The sequence below is a fragment of the Streptomyces sp. CB01580 genome (assembly GCF_001905795.1).
Classification (GTDB): Bacteria; Actinomycetota; Actinomycetes; order Streptomycetales; family Streptomycetaceae; genus Streptomyces.
Map to the genome: position 1 here is coordinate 45,523 of NZ_LIXJ01000020.1, position 21,320 is coordinate 66,842.

Below are 21,320 nucleotides of genomic sequence, written 5' to 3' on the forward strand. Positions count from 1 at the left end.
TCGGATGCCCCTGGTGACCTGCTCCGCATGCCGTGTTCCCGTCCTCACCCAGTTCGCCTCGCCCGGCCTCGTCGGACCGATCGTCGAAGGCGGGGTCGATCCGGCGACGGACCCTGCCTGGGCGGAGTCGGGTGCCGCGTCACGGGACGAGTACGCGCGCTGGTCCGGTCATCTGTGCGGTATGACCTGCCTGCGCATGGCGCTCGGCACCGAGGCCCCCTCCCTGTTCGAGCTGCGCGACGGGGCGGTCCGGTACGGCGCGTACACACAGGCCGCGGAGGGTGTGATCCGAGGGTTGGTCTACGCCCCGTTCGCGGAGTACGTCCGGGAGGTGCACGACCTCGACGCCACGGTCCACCGCCATTTGTCGTCGCGGGAGATCCTCGGCCTGCTGGACGGCGGCCGTACGGTCCTGGCGTCGGTGCACTACGGCATCCGTAGGCCGGAACTGTCTCCTCCGGGGCGGGGCGGGCACCTGGTGCTGTTGACGTCCCGTACGGCCGACGGCACCGGCGTCCACTTCCACAACCCGTCCGGCACGACGGCCGGAACGCGTGCCGCGGACCTTTCCCTGCCCGACTTCGAGCGCTTCTTCGCGGGGCGCGGTGTGTCGCTGGCGGCACGCGACACCCCGTCGGCGGGGTGCGGTGCGCCGGAGGCGGTGCGTGTGCGGCAGAACGCGCCGCAGACGTGATCAGGAACGGGAGCGGGCCCGGAGGCGTAGCCGGCCCCCGGGCCCTGAGAGTGCCACCCATGCGGCACGCCGACACTTTTAAGAACCCGCGTCAGGTTTATGTCGTCGCGTCCTGCCTTTAGACCATCGGAGACCGAAGCTCTCCGAGCCGGAGTCGAACCGGCATTTCGACGCCCATGGGCACGGGCCCGAGCGATTCGGCGATGGGTGGCGAATGCTGAGCCTGGAGCAAGAGTCTGAGATTGATCGCGGTCTGCCTCTGCCAGTTGGGCCACCCCGGCCCGTTGGCGCGACGGGCGCACCGAGTGCCGGGGGGAGGACTCGAACCTCCACTGGAACCGCGTCGTCACGACAAGCCTCAGTTTCAGCTTGCGCTCCTCGCGCACCCCGGCCGTAGTGGACGGCCGGGGAGTTCATGGTCGGTCACCCGAAGAGGTAACCGAATATCGCATCACCCACCCGCTGGTCGGTGACCTCCACGCCGTTGGCCTCCTCACGGGCGAACTTCACGGCCTGCTGGAGCTTCTCCACCCGGTCCAGCAGTTCGTTGACGCGCCGCGCGGGGAGGGCACCGGAGAACTTCACGGTCGTCCAGTAACCGATCGGAACGTCCTCGTAGTACACCTCGACCTGTGCCGGGTGCTTGTCGGTCGCCTCCGCCTTCACGTGGTTGCGGGGAACCTTCTTCGTACGGAGCGTCCGTACCGGCTCGGTCTTCCAGGAGTCCGTCGACGGGTCCTGGATCCATGCCTCGGCGGCGTCGAGCACCGGGAGCTTGCGGACGAACGTGTTGATGTCCGTCAACTGCTTCTCCAGGAAGAGCAGATACGACACCGGCACGTCGCTCACGAGCACCTGCCCGTCGACCTTCACGTCCGCACGGGCGGTGCAGTTCGCCCAGTCCTTCGTGGCGGTCACATCGAAGAGGCGGGTCAGGGTCGTCGCGGTCTGCCTCAGCACGTCCTCGGCCTTGACCTGCACCAGGGTCGACTCGGGCGGCAACTGCTCGCCCTCCTCGTCCTTCGGCTGGTAGGTCCGGGAGATACCGGCCAGCAGACCGGTCTTCTGAAGGCCGTGATGCGCCGCCGTCAGGTCCTGGTGTGCCTTGGACTTGACGCCCTTCTCCACTGCGATGATCTGATTGAGTTTCGCCACGTCGAGAAAGCTAGCAGCGTCAAGTCCGCGACTACCACCGGTTTACCGCACCTTCGTTCGGAGGACTTACGTCCCCCGGACCGGCTCAGGACCGGCATCGGACCGCCGTCGGCTTGCGCTCCGAGGGCCGCCCATCGCGCCCTTGCCACCACCGGCTTCCGACCCCGTCCCCCGAGCTGCCGGCCCCGCCCCTCCCCCGATCGCATCCCTGTCCGTGGGCACGAGCGGACTCCCCCGTGCGGGCCCCCTCACCCGCGCGGACGCGTGATCCTGCGTGCCAGCACGTGGGCGCCGGCGACGACCGCCGGGAGCAGCACCGGTGCCACTGCCGACACGCGGGCGGCGCCGATCCCGATGCCGGCCGCCTTGAGCCGTCGCGCCGCCCAGAGCGAGTACGGGACGACCACGGTCGGCGCCGTGGCGACGCCTGGTGTGTAGCCGCGGTACGCCAACGACTGGGCCACGTGCGCGACTCCGTGCAGCCCGAACCCGGCGAGCACGGTGCGGAAGAACGGGCTCCGCCCGCCGGTGCGCGCACCGTCCGCCGAGGCCGCGGCCACGACCGCACCCACGAGGCCGATGGCGACGCCGGCTTCCCGCTGCGAGAGGTCCATCCGCGCCCAGACCCGTTCGGGCACCCTCGGAAACCGTTCCCGGAGTCGGGGGCGGGCGGAGCGCGCCCATCCCGCCATGGTGACCAACTCCTCCAGATCATTGGCCATCCAGGCAGCGAGCAGCCCCCAGGTCACCACCTTCGAAACCCTTGCCTGCGCCATACCGGACCCCCTGCTTCGCAGTACGATGACGACATCACCTTATAGTGCAACGCAACGTTGCGTTGCATTTTGAGGAGTGCTCATGGCCGACCCGACCGTGGTCCGTCGCCGCGGCAAGGGCCCTCGCGCCGCCGAGGCGATCTTCGACACCACGTTGCGCCATCTCGCGGACCGCGGCTACGCCGGTCTCACGATCGAGGCCGTGGCCCAGGACGCCGGGGTCAACAAGACGACGATCTACCGCTGGTGGCCGTCGAAACCGGCACTGCTGCGGGCGGCCCTGGTCCACGCCCGGGCCCTGGACGTCGACATCCCCGACACGGGCAGCCTGCGCGGTGACCTCGTCGCCCTGACCGAGCAGATCATCGCCCTGCTCACCGGCGGGCGCACCGAATCGGTCGCCCGCGCCCTGACCTCCGGCACCGGCCTGCCGGACGACGAACTCGCCGCTCTCACCCGCGACTTCTTCGCCGACCGGTTCTCCCGCGAGCAGCCGGTGTTCGTCCGCGCCATCACACGCGGCGAACTTCCGGAGCGCGCCGACCCGATGCTGCTGCTCGATCTGGTCGCGGGCGCGGTGTGGATGCGGGTGCTGTTGCGCCGCGAACCGCCACCGCCCGGCTTCGCACAGGACATCGTCGACGCGGTACTGCCCCGAGCCGAGGGCGAGGGCGGGCGCGCTCGCCGGAGCGGCGGCAAGCCGTCGCGCTGAAGGCGGACGGGGCAGCGGTCGGGTAGCGTGCCGCGCGCGGCCCGGCCTCACGAGTCGGAGGCGGGAGAAGAAGTGTCAGCCTCCGCCGAGTCCCATGAGCGTGCCGACAGGGTCGGTGTCCGGAGTGGCGCGGGGCCACCAGTCGTCCTCACCCGGCTCGGACTCGTAGCCGTACCAGCGGCCGTCGTGGCCGAAGCGGAGCTGAAGCGTTCCGTCGGGGTGCGTGAGGCGGTTGCGCCAAGGGTGGAAGCGGGGGAAGTCGGCCGCAGCGAGCGCGGGGCGGGCCCGGTCGAAGGGGCCGGCCGGAGGGTCCCAGGGCGTTTCGAGGACAGCCAGCCCTTCGGCACCGCCCTGGCGCCAGGCGGCGACGGCTCGGGCCAGATCGGTGGGGGTACGGCCGGTGGCGTACGCGAGTTCACGGTAGAGGGCGCGGGTGGTCGCCGTGAGCCCGGCGGTGGGGCGGGACGCGGCCAGTCGTACCGCGTCCTGCCACGGGGTGAGACGGGCGAGCGGGTCGACGCCGGTGATGAGGAGCGTGTGCGCGCGTGCCGCCGCGTCCGTGGCGAGGTGGTCGAGGGCGAGCGGGTCCCGGGCACCGGGCAGGCCCGGGTACGCGGGCGGCTGCCCCGGGTGCGGCGGGAGAGGGAGCGGGGCGGGAAGCGGCGGGAGAGGGCGGTCGGCGAGGGCTTCGCGGGCGGACACCGACGGTGTCGTGGCGGCGCAGGGGCGTTCCCGGGCCTCGTGCGCGGCGTTGCGGTGGCCCAGTTCTTCCAGGAGTTCGCGTTCGCCGCGGCCACGCAGCAGCAGGAGGATGAACGGATCGGTGTCCAGGAGCCGGGCCATCTGGTAGCAGAGCGCGGACACGTGCTTGCAGGGCCGGCCGCGGTCGGGGCAGGTGCAGCCGGGGTCGAGGTCGTCGGGAGCGGGCAGCAGCACGACACCGGCCTCGGTCGCCGCGTCGACCAGGGAGTGCGGCATCTCCTTGTCGAGCAGCGCGGCCAGGTGACCGGGGCGGGCGGCGACCGCGTCGAGAAAGGTGTCCCAGTCCGGCTCGGTCAGCACCCGCAGGCGCAGTTCGGTGCGGTAGGGGCGGGGACGGCTGCCGTGGACGTAGGCGACGACCCTGCCGGGAGTGACGGTGATCGCGGCGACCTTGCCGCTGTCGGCGTACGTACGGCCGCGGGCGAGCCGTGCCTCGTCCATCGACAGGGACTCCAGGGCGTCCACCCAGGCGCGTCCCCACCAGCTGTCCGCGAACGGTTCGTCGCCCTGGGAGGTGCGGGGCGGCACGGCCTCGAAGGTACGGCGCAGATCGTCCGGACCGGGACGCGGGCGCACGGCGGAACGGCTGTCGCCGACGACGCTCCGACGGGGCTCGGTGCGGGGATCGGGGCCGGTCGGCCTGCGGCCCTCGGAACGAGGATCGGGACCGGTGGGGCGACGGACTCCGGGGCGGGAATCGGGGACGGCGAGCCGACGGGCCTCGGTGCGGGCATCGGCGGCGAGACGGCGCACCTCGGCACGCGGGTCGGCAGCGGTGAGCCGACGGGCCTCGGTGCGGGAATCGGCGGTGGAGGGCCGACGGGCCTCCGGGCGAGATGTCATCCCGGCCTCCTGAGCGAGACGAGGTCGGCCAGATCGCGGTCACTGAGCTCGGTCAACGCGGTCTCACCGCTGCCGAGGACGGCGTCGGCCAGGTCCCGCTTGGCCTTCAGCAGCTCACCGATCCGGTCCTCGACCGTGCCTTCCGCGATCAGCCGGTGCACCTGGACGGGTTGCGTCTGGCCGATGCGGTACGCCCGGTCCGTGGCCTGTTCCTCGACGGCGGGATTCCACCAGCGGTCGTAGTGGATGACATGGGCGGCCCGGGTGAGGTTCAGTCCGGTACCCGCCGCCTTGAGGGAGAGCAGGAAGACCGGGGCCTCACCCGACTGGAAGCGGTCCACCAGCCGTTCCCGCTCGGCCACCGGCGTACCACCGTGCAGGAGTTGGGAGGGGATGGCCCGCGCCGCGAGGTGGGCGGAGAGGAGCCGGGCCATCGTCACGTACTGGGTGAAGACGAGGACGGAGCCGTCCTCGGCGAGGATCGTGTCGAGGAGTTCGTCGAGCAGCGCGAGCTTTCCCGACCGGCCGACGAGGCGGGTCGGCTCCTCCTGCAGATACTGCGCGGGGTGGTTGCAGATCTGCTTGAGCGAGGTCAGCAGCTTCATGATCAGGCCGCGTCGGGCGATGCCTTCCGATGCCTCGATGGCTCCCATCGTCTCGCGGACCGCGGCCTCGTAGAGCGTCGCCTGCTCCCGGGTGAGGAAGACGGGGTGGTCGGTCTCCGTCTTGGACGGCAGCTCGGGCGCGATACCGGGGTCGGACTTCCTCCGGCGCAGGAGGAAGGGACGGACCAGGCGGGAGAGCCGTTCGACCGCTTCGTCGTTGGCGAGCCCGGCTGCCGTCCCGGTGTTCTCGACGATACGGCCATGGCGGGCCCGGAACGCCTTGAGGGGGCCCAGCAGGCCGGGCGTGGTCCAGTCGAGCAGGGCCCACAGCTCGGAGAGGTTGTTCTCGACGGGAGTACCGGTGAGGGCCACCCTGGCCGGGGCCGGGATGGTGCGCAGCGCCTTCGCCGTGGAGGAGTGCGGGTTCTTCACGTGCTGGGCCTCGTCGGCGACGATCATCCCCCAGCTGTGACCGGCCAGTTGCGCCGCGCTGGAACGCATCGTGCCGTAGGTGGTGAGGACGAAACCACCGTCGGGCTCGGCGAGCGTGCGGTCGGTGCCGTGGAAGCGGCGGACGGGCACTCCGGGGGCGAATCGGTTGATCTCCCGGTGCCAGTTGCCCAGCAGGGAGGCGGGGCAGACGACCAGGGTGGGGGCGGGGTGAGCACGGCGCAGGTGGAGCGCGATGAGGGTGATCGTCTTGCCCAGCCCCATGTCGTCGGCGAGACAGCCGCCGAGACCGAGCGAGGTCATCCGGTCCAGCCAGGCGAGACCGTGGAGTTGGTAGTCGCGGAGTGTGGCGGCGAGACCGGGGGGCGGAGCGACGACGGTGGTGTCGGCGGTGATGCGGGCGCGGAGTGCGGCCAGTGCGCCGAGGGGCACCGCCTCGACCCGCTCGCCGTCGACCTCGGCGCTGCCGGTGAGCGCCACGGAGAGTGCGTCGACCGGGTCGAGCAGGCCGAGCTCCCGCTTGCGCGCCTTGCGGACGAGCGCGGGGTCGACCACGACCCACTGGTCGCGCAGGCGGACCACGGGTCGGTGCGCCTCCGCGAGGACGTCCATCTCCTGCTCGGTGAGCTGCTCGTCACCCAGGGCCAACTGCCAGTTGAAGGAGAAAAGTTGCTCGGCCTCGAAGAACGATGTGCCGTCGGTGGCCGAGCCCGGTGCGGGCCGCACGACGGCGGTGGCGGCCAGGGAACGGGCGAGCTCCCTGGGCCAGTGGACGCCCACCCCGGCCGCGGCCAGCCGCATCCCGGCCTCGCCCAGCAGCTCGTACAACTCGTCCTCGTCGAGCGCCAGCACATCGGGCACCGGCTGATCCAGCAGCCGCTCCAACGGCGACCAGACGCGAGCGGCCCGGCGCAGCGCGAGCACGGCGTCGATCCTGGCCCGCGAGCCGAACGGCTCCCCCGCCCCGCCGTGCCACAGTGTGGCCGCGTCGACGACATGGGTCGGGTCGGCCAGGCTGTGCACCTGTGTGATCGCAGCAGCGGTGTGGCGCGCGGCGCCGATCGGCCCGGCGGACCTGAGCGCCTCGGTCGCGCCGACCTTCCCATGCGGGTCGACCGCCTCGGTCGCGCTGTCCCTCCCAGCCGCGTCGATCGCCTCGACCGCGCCGGTCCTCCCGTACGGGGCGGCTGTGTCGGCCGTGTCGGCCGTGTCGGATGCGGCGGCCGTGTCGGCCGTGTCGGCCGTGTCGAAGAGTTCGTACGCCGACAGGTCGAGGCGCAGCGAGACCCGTACGCCCGCGTCGAGCCCGGCGGCGACGTCGACGGCCCAGGCACGGGCCCCGGGCAGGTGCTGGGCGTCTCGGGCCGCGAAGGGCGCGCCCATCGCGTAGGCGGCGGACGGCGTGCGGGGCAGGGTGTCGGCCACGGCGTCGAGGAACGCCCCGAGCAGCCATTCCGGGTCGGGGAGCCGGAGCGGCGTAAGGTCCGGGACCGGGACCGCGTACCCCTCCGGCGGCATGGCGGCGGCGATGGCACGCAGATGGGCGATGTCCTCGGCGTCACGCGGACCGGCCCGCCAGGCGTCGAAGTCGTCACCTGTCAGGCCGGGGAGCAGCCTGCCGCGCGCCACCAGATTGAGCGCCTGGAGCGCGGCGGCACCCCAGCAGCGGGTGGCGGGATGGGCGAGCCCGTGGTGCCGCGCACGCACGAGCAGGGGCAGGGCGTCGGTCACGGGCAGCAGGACCGCCGGCACGGCGCTCCGACGGGCTGCGCCCCGCTGCCCGTGCCTGCGGACGACGGTGATCTCCGTGGCGGCCGAGCTCCCGGGATCCATGCGATCCATGAGCGGGAGCGCGCCACCGTCGGGGTCCCAGAAGGCGACGCGTCCGTCTCTCGGCAACGGCGCGGGCAGGAACACGGCGGCACACCCGAGGAGGCGAACGACGGAGGCGTCGGTGTCCGGCCGGCGTTGTGCCGTGGTCATCGGTCCCCTCCCCTGCCGCTCCGGTCGTCTCGATCACCCTGATCCTCACGACTCCTGCGAGTCTAGGCGGGGGGTCCGACAATCGGCTTCGCGGTGGCGTTCCCGCAGGCGGGAAGCCATATGCAGCCAGTTCGCCGCGCCGGTCCCGGAACGGCGGCGAGGGGTGCGAAGGGACCGGATCAACGGATCAGTGCGGGGCGAGCGGCTTCGACGGCTTCGGTGGCTTCGAACGAGGGGGTCGCGTGGGATCGGACGACGAGGAGGGCGCGGACGCCGACGAGGCCCCGGGGGGCGACGAAGGCGTGGACGCGGGCGCGGAGGACACGGACGCGGGAGGCGCGGGAGGCGGAGCGGGCGAACGCTGCGGCGGGCGCGGCCTCGGGTGCGCCTGCGGTGTCTGCGCGGAGCGCTGCGCCTGTGCCTGCCCCTGTGCGGGACGCTGGGCCTGGGCCTGCGCGGGACGCTGCGTCGGCGAGGGGCGTGGCGCCTGCGTTGGGGACGCGGGGGGCTGGGAGGGGCGGAGGGCTTGTTGCGAGGCGGGCGCCGCGTCCTGAGGTGCGGACGGTTGGGCCCGCTCCAGGAAGCGGAGCAGCTCCACCGGGAACGGGAGCACCAGTGTGGAATTCTTCTCGGCGGCAACGGCCACCACCGTCTGCAGCAGCCGCAGCTGCAACGCGGCGGGCTGGGAGGACATCGCGCTCGCCGCCTCGGCGAGCTTCTTCGACGCCTGGAGTTCGGCGTCCGCGTTGATCACACGGGCGCGACGCTCACGGTCGGCCTCGGCCTGACGGGCCATGGAGCGCTTCATCGTCTCCGGAAGCGAGACGTCCTTGATCTCCACCCGGTCGATCTGCACGCCCCACCCGACCGCCGGGCTGTCGATCATCAGTTCCAGGCCCTGGTTCAGCTTCTCGCGGTTGGACAGGAGATCGTCCAGATCGCTCTTGCCGATGATCGACCGCAGCGAGGTCTGCGCCATCTGCGACACCGCGAACCGGTAGTCCTCCACCTGGATCAACGCGCTCGCGGCGTCCACCACCTTGAAGTAGATGACGGCATCCACCCGTACCGTCACGTTGTCCCGGGTGATGCCGTCCTGCGCCGGCACCGGCATCGTCACAATCTGCATGTTGACCTTGCGCAGCCGGTCGATACCGGGGACCACCATGGTGAATCCTGGCCCGCGCACATCGTCGCGCAGCCTGCCGAGCCTCAGGACGACGCCCCGCTCGTACTGTTTGACGATCTTGGCCGCCGCGGCCAGGTACAACACACCCGCCGAGGCCGCCGTCACTACCGCGATCACGAGATCCTGGACCATGACGGCCCCCTGAAAGTCGGAACACCTAATACCACGGTATGCCCAGTATCCATCGATATAAAGGCATCCACGTGGCAGCGCACCTGCCCACACGCGCCCCCACGCCCACAACCGGATCAGCTACGAGAGGGCCCCTTCGCCCGCCCGGCCGCACACCGGATGCCGGGGCGCCGGGGGGCGGGCAGGGTGGCCAGCATCGGCACGAGCCGGATCCGGCGGTGCCGACGCATCCGATGGCGCCGACGAACGACCGGACGAGACAGACGAGGATCCGCCCATGCCCGTGATCGATCACCGACGCCGCCGTCTCGGCATCGCCGCCGTGACCACGTTCCTGGCCCTCACCGTCGCGGGCTGCTCCGGTCTCGGCCGGACCGTGGTCGGACCGGTCACGTACACGACCGGGCGGGATGCCACGGTCACGCTGCACAGCCCGCTGGTGAGGGGCTGCCACAAGCTCGACCCGGCGGGCGCCAAGGCGGTGAGCAACGGCAGCCTCGTCGACATCATCCTGTATCCCACACCCGACTGCACCGGGCCGGGCTCGGCCTACCTCGCGACCATGCTCACCGACGTCAACGCTGCCAGTGCGCCTCCGTGGCACAGTTTCCGTACAGTTCACTGACCGGCGCCATACGCTTCGCCGCCGCCGGTTCTCCCACCTCCCGCCTTCCCCCTCCCGCCCTCCCCCTCTTCCTCTTCCCCCTTCCTCTTGCGGTGTTCCGTCACACCGAGCGGCGGGCCACCAGCGCCGCGCTGATGTGCTGGAGGTCGGCCGGACGGGACGGGGAGAGGCCCGTCAGGCGGTCGATGCGGCGGATGCGGTAGTCGACGGTGTTGGGGTGGATGTGCAGGGCGGCCGCGGTGGTCCTCCGGTCCAGACCGAGTTCGAGGTACGTCTCCAGGGTGTGCAGCAGTTCGGGCTTGGTCTCCAGTGGCCCCAGCAGGCGCGCCAGCCCGGGCAGCGCCTCGCTGGGCCGGCTGAGCTGATACTCCAGCAGGACGTCGGCGAGCCGGTACAGACCGGGCGGGCGACCGGTTCGGGCGACCAGGTCGACGATCTCGGAGTTGCGGGCCACGGCGGCCGGAACGGCTTCCGGTTCCACGGTCTCCGCCGCTGCCGTGACGGGGACCCCGGCGGCACGGGCCGCCTCGTCGATCAACACGCACAGCCCGCCCGGACCATGCCATTCCGGCGGCTCCTCGACGGGCAGCAGCACCGTGCCGCCGGACGTGTCGAGGGCGGTGAGCACCGGCGTACCCGCGTAGTGGTCGAGGACCGTACGGATCCGGCGGATCTTGCGCCGGGCCGCGACACCGGCACCCGACCCTCGTCCGGTTCCCGCCCCCGATGTCGTGACGGACCCCGCCCCCGAGGTCGTCCCGGACTCCGCTCCCGCCCCTGACCCCGGCTCCACTCCCGCCCCAACCTCAGGTCCGGCCCCGGAGTCCGACCCCATTCCCGCTCCCGCTCCCGACGACTGGGCCAATTCGTCGGCGTGCGGCGCCAGTGCCAGGGTCAGCGCGAGGTACCGCGCGGCCGGGCGGGGCCCGGTGGGGTGTGTGAAGCGGTCCAGCGGCTCACCGGCCAGCAGAGCGGCCATCAGGGCGTGCCGTCCGCCGTGCTCCTGACTGTCGAGGATCCGCCGCGCCTCCAGATAGGCGCCGCTGACGGCGGACGTCAACTGCCGTTGGAGCACCATGATGCGGTCCGTGATCTCCAGGACGACGGGGAGATCGCCGGGCAGCGCCTCCTTCGCCGCCTCCTGCCAGCACATGGCCGTGCCGACCTGGTACGCCGTGAGGATCGCGTCCAACGGGACGCCCTCCTCCGCCCGCTGCGCCGCGGAGTCGCGCTGCTGGGCCAGTTCGGCCTCGGTCGCATGACGCCGGTACTCGACGATGTCGGCGAAGAGGCGCAGGTTGTGCTGGACGATGTCCGCGATGTCGCCGGAGATCTCCTCGCGGGGAAGATCCGCGTAGACCGGCAGGTCGGAGAGGAGCCGGGCGACGACCCGCCCGGTCAGGGCGGGGGCACGGGCGCGCATGCGTGCGGCCACCGGACGGCCCGCGATGGTCAGCGGGGCGGAATCCGGCCGCGCGGAGCCGTGCCGTTCACCGCACGCGACGAGCCGCTGATTGTCACGCGTCACAAGTTCTCCCGCGGAAGTCTGCGCTACCCACCAGTTAAACGACGGCACTCGAGTCTGCATGATGACCGGCGTCACACGCCATGCCCCACCTCACCCCCCACCGCCGGAGGAATCTGTGAACTCACCGCAGAAAAAGGTTTTCTGTCGTTCCATCAGAACATTCCTGGGTGCGGTTGCCCTGGCCGGTCTGGCCGTGGGGACCGGAGCGGCACCGGCGTCCGCAGCCGCCGCCGACGGCCCCATGTCCTATGTCGCGCTCGGCGACTCGATGGCTTCCGGTCCGCTCATCCCGGACATCACGGGCCCGGTGGCCTGCGGACGTTCGACACACAACTACCCGCACGAACTCGCGGCGCGGCTCGGCGCCTCGCTCCGGGACGTCACATGCAGTGGCGCCGCGTCGAAACACATGACCGAGAAGCAGCCGCTCTCGCTCCTCGACATCCCGATGGGATCGGCCCCGCCCCAGTTCGACGCGTTGCGTCCGGACACCGACCTGGTGACCCTGACCATCGGCGGCAACGACGCCGGACTCGTCGGCATCGCGCAGAAGTGCACCACCCTCGACCCCAACGCCACCCCGTGCAAGGAGAAGTACACCGAGGGCGGCGTGGACCAAGTGGCGCAGCGCATCGCGGAGTTCGCACCGAAGCTGGGTGTCGTGCTGGACACGATCCACCAGCGTTCGCCGCACGCCCGGGTGGTCGTCACGGGGTACGGCCTCTACATCAAGCCCGGCGGCTGCTGGCCGCTGCAGCCGGTCCTCCCGGTGGACGCCGACTTCCTGCAGGGCAGCGTCGACCGGATGAACACGGCGATCGCCGAGCAGAGCGCCGCGCACGGCGCCGAGTACATCGACCTGGCCACGCCGAGCGTGGGGCACGACGCCTGCCAGACCCCGTCCGACAAGTGGGTCGAGGGGTACGTCCCGACCGCGGCCGCCGCCCCGCTGCACCCCAACCGGAACGGCGAGGCGAACTACGCCGCCATCATCGGCGCCCGCATACAGGGGAGTTGACCCCGTTGCGGCACCGACTGCTGCGCGGGCCGGCGGCAGTGGCGCTCTGCGTCGCCGCCGCGCTCGTGCCGACCGCGCCGACGGCACGGGCCACCTCACCGCACGCGACCACGCCACCGGCACAGACCGCCACCGCACCACAGGCGCCACGGGCCATCACCGCACCACTACGGCCACAGCACACCACACCGCAGGCACAGGCCGGCGCACCGCACGGACGGGGCTGCGATCCGCTGGCGTCCACCGAGTGCCTGCTGCCGTTCCCCAACGACTGGTACACCCGGCCCGATCCGCGCACCGACACCGGCCGCCGAGTGGCCTTCACCTCCGCAGAGCTGCCGCAGGCCGCGACCGGGCTTCCCATCGACCCGACGGCCTGGAACCGGTCCGACGGCTTCTCCCCCGGCTCCGCGCTCATCGCCCACGTACCCGGCCTCGACCTGGCGACGACCGGCGCGGCCCCGCTCACCGACATCGGCCGCTCCCTCGCCCCGGACGCACCCGTCGTACTGCTGGACACCCGGACCGGCGAACGCTGGCCGTACTGGACCGAGTCGGACGCGAACGCGACGGACCCGGCACGCCGCGCGCTGCTGATCCACCCGGCCCGCAACTTCCGCGACGGCCATCACTACGTCGTCGCCCTGCGGCGGCTCAAGGACGGCGCCGGGCACACGATCCCCGCCGCCGCACCGTTCGCCGCCGTCGTCGGCAAGCCGCTCCCCACCACTGATCCGCTGCACGCACGTCAGCGCCAACTGCGCCCCGCTCTCGGGGCGTTGCGCCGCGCCGAGGTGCGGCCGGACGATCTCCACCTCGCCTGGGACTTCACCGTCGCGAGCACGCGCTCTCTCACCGGCGACCTGTTCACCATCCGCGACGACGCGTTCCGCCGGCTCGGCCGCCGCGCCCCCGCCTTCACCGTCACCGGTGTCACCGACCTCACGGCCGAACAGGACCCGAGGATCGCCCGGGAGGTGACGGGCCGGATCAGTGTGCCCGGGTACCTGAACCCGCCGGGCGGACCGCCCGGCTCCGTCCTCGACCGGGGCCGCGACGGAACCCCGCGGCGGCTCCCCTCGAACACCCAGGTCGCCGAGTTCCGCTGCGAGATACCGCGCTCCGCGTTCCGCGCCCCCTCCCGCCCCGCCCTGTACGGGCACGGCCTTCTCGGCCGCCGCTCCGAGGTCGGCGCGGGCAACGTCAAGGCGATGGCGGCGGAGGGCGGCTTCACGTTCTGCGCGACCGACTGGATCGGGATGGCCGAGGAGGACGTCCCCGTGGTGCTCGCCGCGCTCGCGGACCCGAACCTCTTCCCCGCCATTCCGGAACGCAGCGAACAGGGCATGCTCAACGCCCTGTTCCTGGCCCGTGCCCTGATCCACCCCGACGGGCTGACCGCCGATGCCGCCTTCCGCGACGGCGAGGGACGCCCGCTCGTCGACATCCGGCACGGCATCGCGTACGACGGGAACAGCCAGGGCGGAATCCTCGGCGGTGCCCTCGTCGCCGCCTCGCCCGACATCCGCCGCGCGGTCCTCGGCGTCACCGGCATGAACTACGGCCTGCTCCTGAATCGCAGCGTCGACTTCGCACCGTTCCAGCAGGTCCTGACCCTCTCCTACCCGGACAAGCTGCGGCAGCAGATCGTCCTCCAGTTGTTCCAGATGGTGTGGGACCGCGGCGAGACCAACGGGTACGCGAACCATCTCACCGATCGCCACCAGGTCCTGCTGCACATCGCGTACGGGGACCATCAGGTCGCGAACGCGGCGGCCGACGTGGAGGCGCGCACCATCGGCGCCCGTCTCCTCACCCCGGCGCTCACGGCCGGCCGCAGCCCGGACACCGTTGCGTACTGGGGCATCCGGACCGTCGGCCATGGTCAACTCCCCTACCGGGGCTCCACGATGACGGTGTGGGACAGCGGTACGCCCAGCCCGCCGGTCACCAACACCCCGCCCATGGGGCCGCAGTACGGCCGCGACCCGCACTCCGATCCCCGCAACTCGTCGGCCGCCCGTCAGCAGAAGGCCACCTTCCTGACCACCGGCCGTGTCATCAATGTCTGCGGCGACACACCGTGCACCGCCGCCCCCGCCTCCTGACACGCCGCTCCAGCACAGGGAAACACCGCCAGCCTCCCAGGAAACGCCGACCTCCCTCCCAGGGAACACAGCCCCCCAGGGAACGCAGACAAGGAGCACCATGCGCACGCACCGCATCACCCACGCCGCCGTCCTGGCCGCCCTGATCGCCGGCACCGTCCTGGTCCCGCCCGCCGTCGCCGCCGCGCCGGACGCCTCGCCGAAGGCGGGGGCCGCCGCCACGGTACGGGCCGCCGTGCCGTTCACAGCGGCGACCGCCCAGCGCGCCGCGGACGGCGGTCACACGCTCTCCTGGTCGTCCCCCGCCGGATCGGTGACCGTCACCGCCGTCACCTCCCCCGACGCCACCACCGGCATCCCGGTGGGCACCGCGCCCGGCACCGGATCGCTGACCGTCCCCGCCGGGACGCTCCCCGAGGCCGGACGCTGGTACTTCCGGCTGACACCGGACGGCGGCGCGCCCCTCGTCGTCGCCGAGCGTTCGCTCGGCATCGAGTCCGCCCGCAACTTCCGTGACATCGGCGGCTACCGCACCACCGACGGCCACTGGGTGCGCTCCGGCCTGGTCTACCGCTCCAACAAGCTCAGCGGCCTCACCGACGCCGAGCAGCAGCGGATGGTCTCCCAGCGCGTCACCCTCGACGTGGACCTGCGCAACGCGATCGAACGGCACGAGGACCCCGACCGGCTGCCCGCGGGCGTGAAGTACCAGGTCGCGGACGTCGCGTCGCTCAGCCACGGCCTCCGCTTCCACGACTCGGCCCTGACGACCCTGGCCAAGGCCATCGCGGCCGGGCTGCTCTCCGGCTCGTCCGACCTCGGCCAGTCCATCGGCTACCCGTTCATGGTCGACTTCGTGGGCGCCGACTACGCGTTCCGCGATCTGCTCACCGCAGTCGCCACCAACGGCTCCGGCGCGACCGTCTTCCACTGCAGCGCGGGCAAGGACCGCACCGGCTGGGGCACGGCCGTCCTGCTCACCGTGCTCGGTGTCCCGCGCGACACCGTCGAGGCGGACTTCCTCGCCAGCAACCAGTACACCGGCAACCCGAAGGCCGTCGAGCTCGGTTGGCTGCGCGCGGCCTTCGCCGAGGTGGACCACCTGTACGGCGACTTCGACACCTACGTACGGGAAGGGCTGAAGATCGACGACGCGACAGTGGCCGCGCTGCGCGCCAAGCTGCTGACCGACTGACACCACCGACCGACCCGCGGTCGCCGGCCCACGGCCACTGACCCGACGTCACCGTCTCTCGCGCGGAGGGCCGTTGCCGAACGCCGCACACACCCGCTCCCCGGCCGGTGTGTGCGGCGGACGACGGACGGGTTCCGTCAGCACATCGGATAGCGGTCGGCGGGCCACACGACCGTGTGCTCGAACTCCAGGCACAGATCGTCGGCCAGCCCGCCGATCACCGTGCGCCCCTCGGTCGCCACCAGCCAGGACGGCGGAAGGTGGATGTCGCCGTGGCGGGCGCCGAGCAGATTGCCGCAGACCGCCCCGGTGGAGTCGCTGTCGCCGGAGTGGTTGACCGAGAGCAGCAGCGCCTGCGCCACCTGCTCGGCGCCCGGCAGCACCAGGGCGCAGTACACGGCGATGGCCAGGGCCTCCTCCGCGACCCAGCCCGCGCCCAGGGTCTCCACCTTCTCCGCCGCCGGCTGCCCCTCGGCGGCCAGGTCCAGTGCAGCGCGCAACGCCGCCGTGGTCTCCTCGTGCCCCGGATGGCGGCCCAGCAGTTCCATGGCCCGCAGCACCGCGCCCGCCATCGAGTCGCCCTCCAGGAGATGGGCGACGATCGCCGCGAGCGCCCCGGCCGCGTATCCGCCGGTCGGATGGCCGTGGGTGATCTGCGCGCACCAGTAGGCGAGCCGGAAGCCCTCCTCCGCATCGGCCCCCACCAGGCCGAACGGCGCCGACCGCATCACGGTGCCGCACCCCTTGGACCCGGTGTTCACGGGGCCCGGCCCACCGAGCCGGGCGACCGGCTCCGGCACATGACCGGTGGCGAGACCGGTCAGGCAGGCGTTGCCGGGTGCCCGGCGCGCGTACAGCCAGGGCTCCAGCCTGAGCCGCCCGGTCCGCACCGGGTCGTCGCCGCCCCGAGTCGGCGGGGCGGGGTGGTTCTGGGTGTCCAGCCAGCGCAGATAGGCGTTCCGCAGGATCGCGGTCTCGGCGCCGCCGATGCCCTTCGCCGCCGCCCGGGAGTGGGCCCTGATCAGCCCCTCGGCCGTGAACAGAGTCATCTGGGTGTCGTCCGTGACCCGGCCGACGACGCCTTCCTCGTCCGCGAGGAGCCCCCGCACGCCGTGCTCACCATGCGCACGCCGGATACCGGCGAGTGAAAGGAACTCCACCGGATTCCCCAGGGCGTCCCCTATCGCCCCGCCCAACAGACAGCCCCGCACCCGCGCCCTGCGGCCTGTGCGGTCCTCCCATGACGCGCCGTTCACGCACGATCCTCTCGACTCGCTGCCGACCCGGATCGGTGTCGACATGTCCCCAAAACGCCGTCGCGGGTCCATCCTGGTAGGAGAGGCGATCGCCATGCGTACCGGTAACGAACCGTCGACCGCCCGTAGTCCTCTGCGACTGCGGCTGTGCCTGAGTCTATGGGGGCTGGCCTGGGCCGTCTTCGGCCTGACCGCCTTCACGCTGGCCGACCGCCCGGGCTGGGCCGCCGCCTGCGGTCTGCTGCTCCTGCTGGTCCTCGCGGACATCGTGGTGATCGTCCACCACATCCACCAGGGCCCGCACTACCAGCCGGGCCGCGACATCCCTCCGTACGAACCCGACCACGGCGGACGCGGACGGTACGGTCACTGAGCCGGCGGCCCCACGACAGGCGGACGCCCTCGCCCGTCGTGTGCCCCTCCCGGACCGTCGGCCCGCGCCGGGAGGCGGGTCCTCCCCGGAGGGTCGACCGCCCCCGGGACGTCAGTTCCCGGTACGGAAGCGGGCCGCCTCCAGATACTCCGGCCTGGGATCCAGCGCGGCGGCCAGCCGGAAGTGACGGCCGGACCGCTCGGAGCGGCCGGACCGCTCGAAGGTGCGGGCGAGCGCGAAGTGCGCGAAGGCGTTGTCCGGTTCACGCTCCAGCACGAGCTCGAATTCGAGCTCGGCGGCGCGCAGTTGGGCTGCGGCGAAGAACGCGCGGGCACGCAGCAGACGGGCCGCCGTGTTCTCCGGATGAGCCGCGATCACCGAGTCCAGGAGCTTGATCGCGCCCCGGGGGTCACGAGCCGCCAGCAGGTGCTCGGCCGCGCGGAAGTCGATCACGTCGGTCTCCGGAGTCCTCTCGGGCACGATCGGGCCCTCCCTTCGTCTCCCCGTTCTCAACACCCGGCCGGGGCCCGCTGTTCCGGTACGGCGTACGCCGGGCACGGGCCGCCGGCCCCGGTCCTCGTCCCGGCCCGGCGACCGCGGTCGCCTCAGCCCTTGGCCGCGGCCCGCCGGGTCAGCTCCGCCCACACCGCGCGGACCTGCGGCTCCAGTTCCTCCAACGGCCCGTCGTTGTCGATGACCAGGTCGGCGACGGCACGCCGCTGCTCCCGGGTGGCCTGCGCGGACATCCGGGCGCGGGCCTCGGACTCCGTCATGCCGCGCAGCCGTACGAGCCGGTCGAGCTGGGTCCGCGGACCGGCGTCCACGACGACCACCACGTCGTAGAGCGGGGCGAGCCCGTTCTCGGTGAGGAGGGGGACGTCGTGCACGACGATCGCGTCGGGTCCCGCCGCCCGCTCCAGTTCGGCGGAACGGGTGCCGACCAGCGGGTGGACGATCGCGTTGAGCGTGGCGAGCCGGTCGGCCTCGGAGAACACGATCGAGCCGAGCTTCGGACGGTCCAGGGCGCCCCCGGCGGTCAGCACGTCCGTGCCGAACGCGTCGACGACGGCCGCGAGACCGGGCGTCCCCGGCTCGACGACCTCGCGCGCGATCCGGTCCGCGTCGATCAGTACCGCCCCGTAGCCGACGAGCAGCCGCGACACTTCACTCTTGCCGGCGCCGATACCACCGGTCAGGCCCACTTTCAGCATGCCGGGCAGCCTAGTGCTGCGACCGGAAATGTTCACCGGCTCGCGACGCCCGGCACGGCACCTCGCCGCGTTGTCGCATCACCCGAGTACGTCCCTACGAGGGCGATCCTCCGCCTTGCGACGCACCGCACCGGACGCCGCGAGCTTCCCGGCATACCCTTCCGGCCACAGCACCAGGGCCGTGACCGGCGCCCCCATGGAGGCGGCCCGGGACGAACGGTCAGGCATCCCCTTCACGCTCCGCGAGGAAGCGCTCGAATTCGCGGCCGATCTCGTCGGCGGACGGCAGCTCGACCGGCTCGGCGACCAGATTGCCCCGGGTCTCGGCACCCGCGACCGCGTCGTACTGGTGCTCAAGGCCCTCGACGAGCGAGACGAGCTCCTCGTCCCCCTGACCGATCTGCCGCTCGATCTCGGTCTGGGTGCGGTGCGCCTCGGTGCGCAGCGCATGGGCGACGGACGGCAGGACCAGCCCGGTCGCGGCCGTGATCGACTCCAGGGCGGTGAGCGCCGCGTCCGGGTAGGCGGAGCGGGCGACGTAGTGCGGCACATGCGCCGCGACGCCGAGGACGTCGTGCCCGGCCTCCATCAGCCGGTACTCCACCAGGGATTCGGCCGAACCAGGGACCTGCGCCTCGTCGAACGGGCTGCGGTGGCCGGGCATCAGGTCCGTGCGGTTCCCGTGCGGAGTGATGCCGACGGGGCGGGTGTGCGGGACGCCCATCGGAATGCCGTGGAAATTGACCGCGAGACGGACGCCGAGGCGCTCGACGATCTGCTCGACGGCGGCGGCAAAGCGCTCCCACTCCGCATCCGGCTCGGGCCCGGAGAGGAGCAGGAACGGCGCGCCGGTGGCGTCCTGCACGACGCGGACCTCCAGCACCGGGGCCTCGTAACCCGCCCATCGGTCGCGCCGGAAGGTCAGCAGCGGCCGACGCGCGCGGTAGTCGACCAGCCGGTCGTGGTCGAAGCGGGCGACGACCTGGTGCGGCAGCGTTTCGAGCAGGCCGTCGACGATCTGCTCGCCGGTCTCACCCGCGTCGATGTACCCGTCGAAGTGGTAGAGCATGACCAGACCGGCCGATTCCTGGGCGAGCGCCATGTCGACGACGGCCAGCCCCTTCGGCTCCCATTCGTACAAACTCTGCGGATCAGGCACGGTTACCGCTCCTCCTCGTGTTCCTGAACAAGAACATCCGACGGGACATGAGCATTCCCGGACCGCGGCCCCTGGGACGACGGTTCACGGACCGTTCACTCCAGAACCCGTGCGAGAACGCGAGCGCCCTCGGCGCCATCGCTCTCCCCGCCGGAGAGGCACACGCCGCCGGCCCCGCACGATTCCACCAGGACTCCCACGCCGCCGCACGATCAGGGAGCGACAGCCGGGGCGTTGGCGCTCACGTCACTGAACTCGCCTGTGCACCGGACGAGTTCACACCGCACCACAGCACCGGCCACCGCCGCGGACCCTGGTCCATACCTTGACACTCCCCCACCACGTCCCTACCGTCACTGAGCGAAAGTTCAGGGACCCGCCCCATGTTCATGTACGAGAACGGCATGAAGCACTCATGTCCGAGAACGACGTGAGGCGAGCACGCCCCGGACTCCTCCGACGGGAAGGCACCCCACATGCGCACCCGCGTCCTGCTCCCCGCCCTGCTGGCCTCCGCACTCGCCGCCGGCGCCCCCTCCCTCGCCCCCGCCGCCGCGGCCACCGCCGACGTGGACACGGTCACCACGGCCGAGGTCGTCGACGTGAGCACCGCCGCCCAGCTCAAGTCCGCTCTCGCCGCCGCCACCCCCGGCGACACGATCCACCTCGCCGACGGCACGTACAAGGGGAACTTCAAGGCGACGGTCCCCGCCGCCGCCTCCGCCCGGATCACCCTCACCGGCTCCGCCAAGGCGGTCCTCACGGCCGGCGGTGGCTACGGGCTGCACCTCAACGGCGCCTCCTACTGGACCGTCCGGGGCATCACCGTCACCGGCGGTCAGAAGGGCATCATGGCCGACGCCGCCACGGACGTCGTGATCGACTCCGTGACCGTGCACGATCTGGACATGGAAGGCGTCCACTTCCGCAGGTCCAGCAGGAACGGCGTCATCAAGAACTCGCGGATCCACGACACCGGGCAGGACGGCAGCGGCATGGGCGAGGGGGTGTACGTCGGCACGGCGGGGGATCTCTCCGACCGGAGCGACGGGGTCCAGATCCTGAACAACACGATCGGGCCCGGAGTAGGGGGCGAGAACATCGACATCAAGGAGGGCACCACCGGGGCGAGGGTCATCGGCAACACCTTCGACGGCAGCGGCCTGACCGGCGTCAACTACGACGACTCCTGGGTGGATGTGAAGGGCAACGACGTCCTGGTCCAGGGCAACCAGGGCTCGCGTACGACGAACAACGGCTATGAGACCCACACCCAGCAGAAGGGCTGGGGCTGCGGCACCGTGTTCCGCGACAACGCCTCGGAGCTGTCCGGCTCCACGGGCGACGAGCGGATCGCGATCAACGTCACCAACTACGGCGCGAGCTGCCCGACCACGGTCTACAGCAGCAACACGGTGACCGGGGGCAAGGGGCTCACCAACATCACCGTCACACCGTAGGAGCGCCCCGCACACAACCGCCCCGCGCACACGCGTGAGGCCCGTTCCCCGAAGGGAACGGGCCTCACCGTCAGCTGCTCCGGTCA

The 21,320-nt window shown here is 72.0% G+C and carries 18 protein-coding genes and 1 tRNA gene; 8 read left to right on the forward strand and 11 right to left on the reverse strand.

Annotation, left to right across the window (positions count from 1 at the left end; all coding sequences use genetic code 11):
- Positions 1–13 precede the first annotated feature (13 nt).
- A complete protein-coding gene (locus AMK22_RS25340) occupies positions 14–694 on the forward strand; it encodes a peptidase (protein WP_073788914.1) in 681 nt (226 codons plus the stop codon).
- Positions 695–1,000: 306 nt separating this feature from the next.
- Here AMK22_RS25340 and AMK22_RS39620 read toward each other — a convergent pair.
- The 3 genes from AMK22_RS39620 to AMK22_RS25350 all read right to left on the reverse strand — a co-directional run bounded on the left by AMK22_RS39620 (position 1,001) and on the right by AMK22_RS25350 (position 2,625).
- Positions 1,001–1,086: transfer RNA gene (locus AMK22_RS39620), tRNA-OTHER, on the reverse strand.
- 31 nt (positions 1,087–1,117) lie between these two features.
- A complete protein-coding gene (locus AMK22_RS25345) occupies positions 1,118–1,849 on the reverse strand; it encodes a DUF7873 family protein (RefSeq protein WP_073788655.1) in 732 nt (243 codons plus the stop codon).
- Positions 1,850–2,097: 248 nt separating this feature from the next.
- Positions 2,098–2,625, reverse strand: coding sequence for an HXXEE domain-containing protein (locus AMK22_RS25350; protein ID WP_242434129.1), 528 nt, complete (start codon positions 2,623–2,625; stop codon positions 2,098–2,100).
- An 82-nt stretch (positions 2,626–2,707) separates the two neighbouring features.
- Between AMK22_RS25350 and AMK22_RS25355 the strand changes: the two genes are divergently transcribed.
- Positions 2,708–3,337 (forward strand): TetR/AcrR family transcriptional regulator, encoded by a 630-nt coding sequence (locus tag AMK22_RS25355; RefSeq protein ID WP_073788659.1) that lies wholly within the window; start codon positions 2,708–2,710, stop codon positions 3,335–3,337.
- A 75-nt stretch (positions 3,338–3,412) separates the two neighbouring features.
- Here the strand turns inward: AMK22_RS25355 and AMK22_RS25360 are convergent, their stop codons facing one another.
- The 3 genes from AMK22_RS25360 to AMK22_RS25370 form a co-directional block, all read right to left on the reverse strand.
- Positions 3,413–4,942, reverse strand: coding sequence for an SWIM zinc finger family protein (locus AMK22_RS25360; protein ID WP_242434130.1), 1,530 nt, complete (start codon positions 4,940–4,942; stop codon positions 3,413–3,415).
- Positions 4,939–7,980, reverse strand: a complete 3,042-nt coding sequence (locus AMK22_RS25365; RefSeq protein ID WP_073788661.1) for a DEAD/DEAH box helicase — start codon at positions 7,978–7,980, stop codon at positions 4,939–4,941. Before AMK22_RS25365 ends, AMK22_RS25360 begins: the two co-directional genes overlap by 4 nt.
- 187 nt (positions 7,981–8,167) lie before the next feature.
- Positions 8,168–9,301 (reverse strand): slipin family protein, encoded by a 1,134-nt coding sequence (locus tag AMK22_RS25370; RefSeq protein ID WP_079186395.1) that lies wholly within the window; start codon positions 9,299–9,301, stop codon positions 8,168–8,170.
- 277 nt (positions 9,302–9,578) lie between these two features.
- On the opposite strand from AMK22_RS25370, the gene AMK22_RS25375 reads away from it, so the two are divergent.
- Positions 9,579–9,926 carry a hypothetical protein gene (locus AMK22_RS25375; RefSeq protein WP_073788663.1) on the forward strand — a complete coding sequence of 116 codons (348 nt, stop codon included), beginning with the start codon at positions 9,579–9,581 and terminating at the stop codon, positions 9,924–9,926.
- Positions 9,927–10,026: 100 nt separating this feature from the next.
- On the opposite strand, the gene AMK22_RS25380 is transcribed toward AMK22_RS25375, so the two are convergent.
- Complete coding sequence (locus tag AMK22_RS25380) at positions 10,027–11,382, reverse strand: helix-turn-helix domain-containing protein (RefSeq protein ID WP_073788918.1); 1,356 nt, start codon at positions 11,380–11,382, stop codon at positions 10,027–10,029.
- Between the two features lie 187 nt (positions 11,383–11,569).
- On the opposite strand from AMK22_RS25380, the gene AMK22_RS25385 reads away from it, so the two are divergent.
- From AMK22_RS25385 to AMK22_RS25395, 3 genes are all read left to right on the forward strand, one after another.
- The gene (locus AMK22_RS25385) at positions 11,570–12,472 is read left to right on the forward strand and encodes an SGNH/GDSL hydrolase family protein (protein ID WP_073788665.1); all 903 of its coding nucleotides are present in this window, start codon (positions 11,570–11,572) and stop codon (positions 12,470–12,472) included.
- Between the two features lie 155 nt (positions 12,473–12,627).
- Positions 12,628–14,580 carry a hypothetical protein gene (locus AMK22_RS25390; protein WP_443333317.1) on the forward strand — a complete coding sequence of 651 codons (1,953 nt, stop codon included), beginning with the start codon at positions 12,628–12,630 and terminating at the stop codon, positions 14,578–14,580.
- A gap of 100 nt (positions 14,581–14,680) precedes the next feature.
- Positions 14,681–15,775: a tyrosine-protein phosphatase gene (locus AMK22_RS25395; RefSeq protein WP_073788667.1), complete on the forward strand. Its 1,095-nt coding sequence runs from the start codon at positions 14,681–14,683 to the stop codon at positions 15,773–15,775.
- 137 nt (positions 15,776–15,912) lie between these two features.
- On the opposite strand, the gene AMK22_RS25400 is transcribed toward AMK22_RS25395, so the two are convergent.
- Entirely contained in the window at positions 15,913–17,031 is a 1,119-nt protein-coding gene (locus tag AMK22_RS25400) for an ADP-ribosylglycohydrolase family protein (protein ID WP_242434132.1), read from the reverse strand.
- A gap of 94 nt (positions 17,032–17,125) precedes the next feature.
- On the opposite strand from AMK22_RS25400, the gene AMK22_RS25405 reads away from it, so the two are divergent.
- Positions 17,126–17,404: a DUF6343 family protein gene (locus tag AMK22_RS25405; RefSeq protein WP_073788671.1), complete on the forward strand. Its 279-nt coding sequence runs from the start codon at positions 17,126–17,128 to the stop codon at positions 17,402–17,404.
- 111 nt (positions 17,405–17,515) lie between these two features.
- On the opposite strand, the gene AMK22_RS25410 is transcribed toward AMK22_RS25405, so the two are convergent.
- The 3 genes from AMK22_RS25410 to AMK22_RS25420 all read right to left on the reverse strand — a co-directional run bounded on the left by AMK22_RS25410 (position 17,516) and on the right by AMK22_RS25420 (position 19,774).
- Positions 17,516–17,884, reverse strand: a complete 369-nt coding sequence (locus tag AMK22_RS25410; RefSeq protein WP_073788673.1) for a tetratricopeptide repeat protein — start codon at positions 17,882–17,884, stop codon at positions 17,516–17,518.
- A gap of 125 nt (positions 17,885–18,009) precedes the next feature.
- Positions 18,010–18,615 (reverse strand): dephospho-CoA kinase, encoded by a 606-nt coding sequence (gene coaE, locus AMK22_RS25415; protein WP_073788675.1) that lies wholly within the window; start codon positions 18,613–18,615, stop codon positions 18,010–18,012.
- A gap of 220 nt (positions 18,616–18,835) precedes the next feature.
- Positions 18,836–19,774, reverse strand: coding sequence for a PAC2 family protein (locus AMK22_RS25420; protein WP_073788677.1), 939 nt, complete (start codon positions 19,772–19,774; stop codon positions 18,836–18,838).
- A gap of 476 nt (positions 19,775–20,250) precedes the next feature.
- Here AMK22_RS25420 and AMK22_RS25425 point away from each other — a divergent pair, with 476 nt between their 5' ends.
- Positions 20,251–21,234 carry a right-handed parallel beta-helix repeat-containing protein gene (locus tag AMK22_RS25425; RefSeq protein ID WP_073788679.1) on the forward strand — a complete coding sequence of 328 codons (984 nt, stop codon included), beginning with the start codon at positions 20,251–20,253 and terminating at the stop codon, positions 21,232–21,234.
- Positions 21,235–21,320 lie beyond the last annotated feature (86 nt).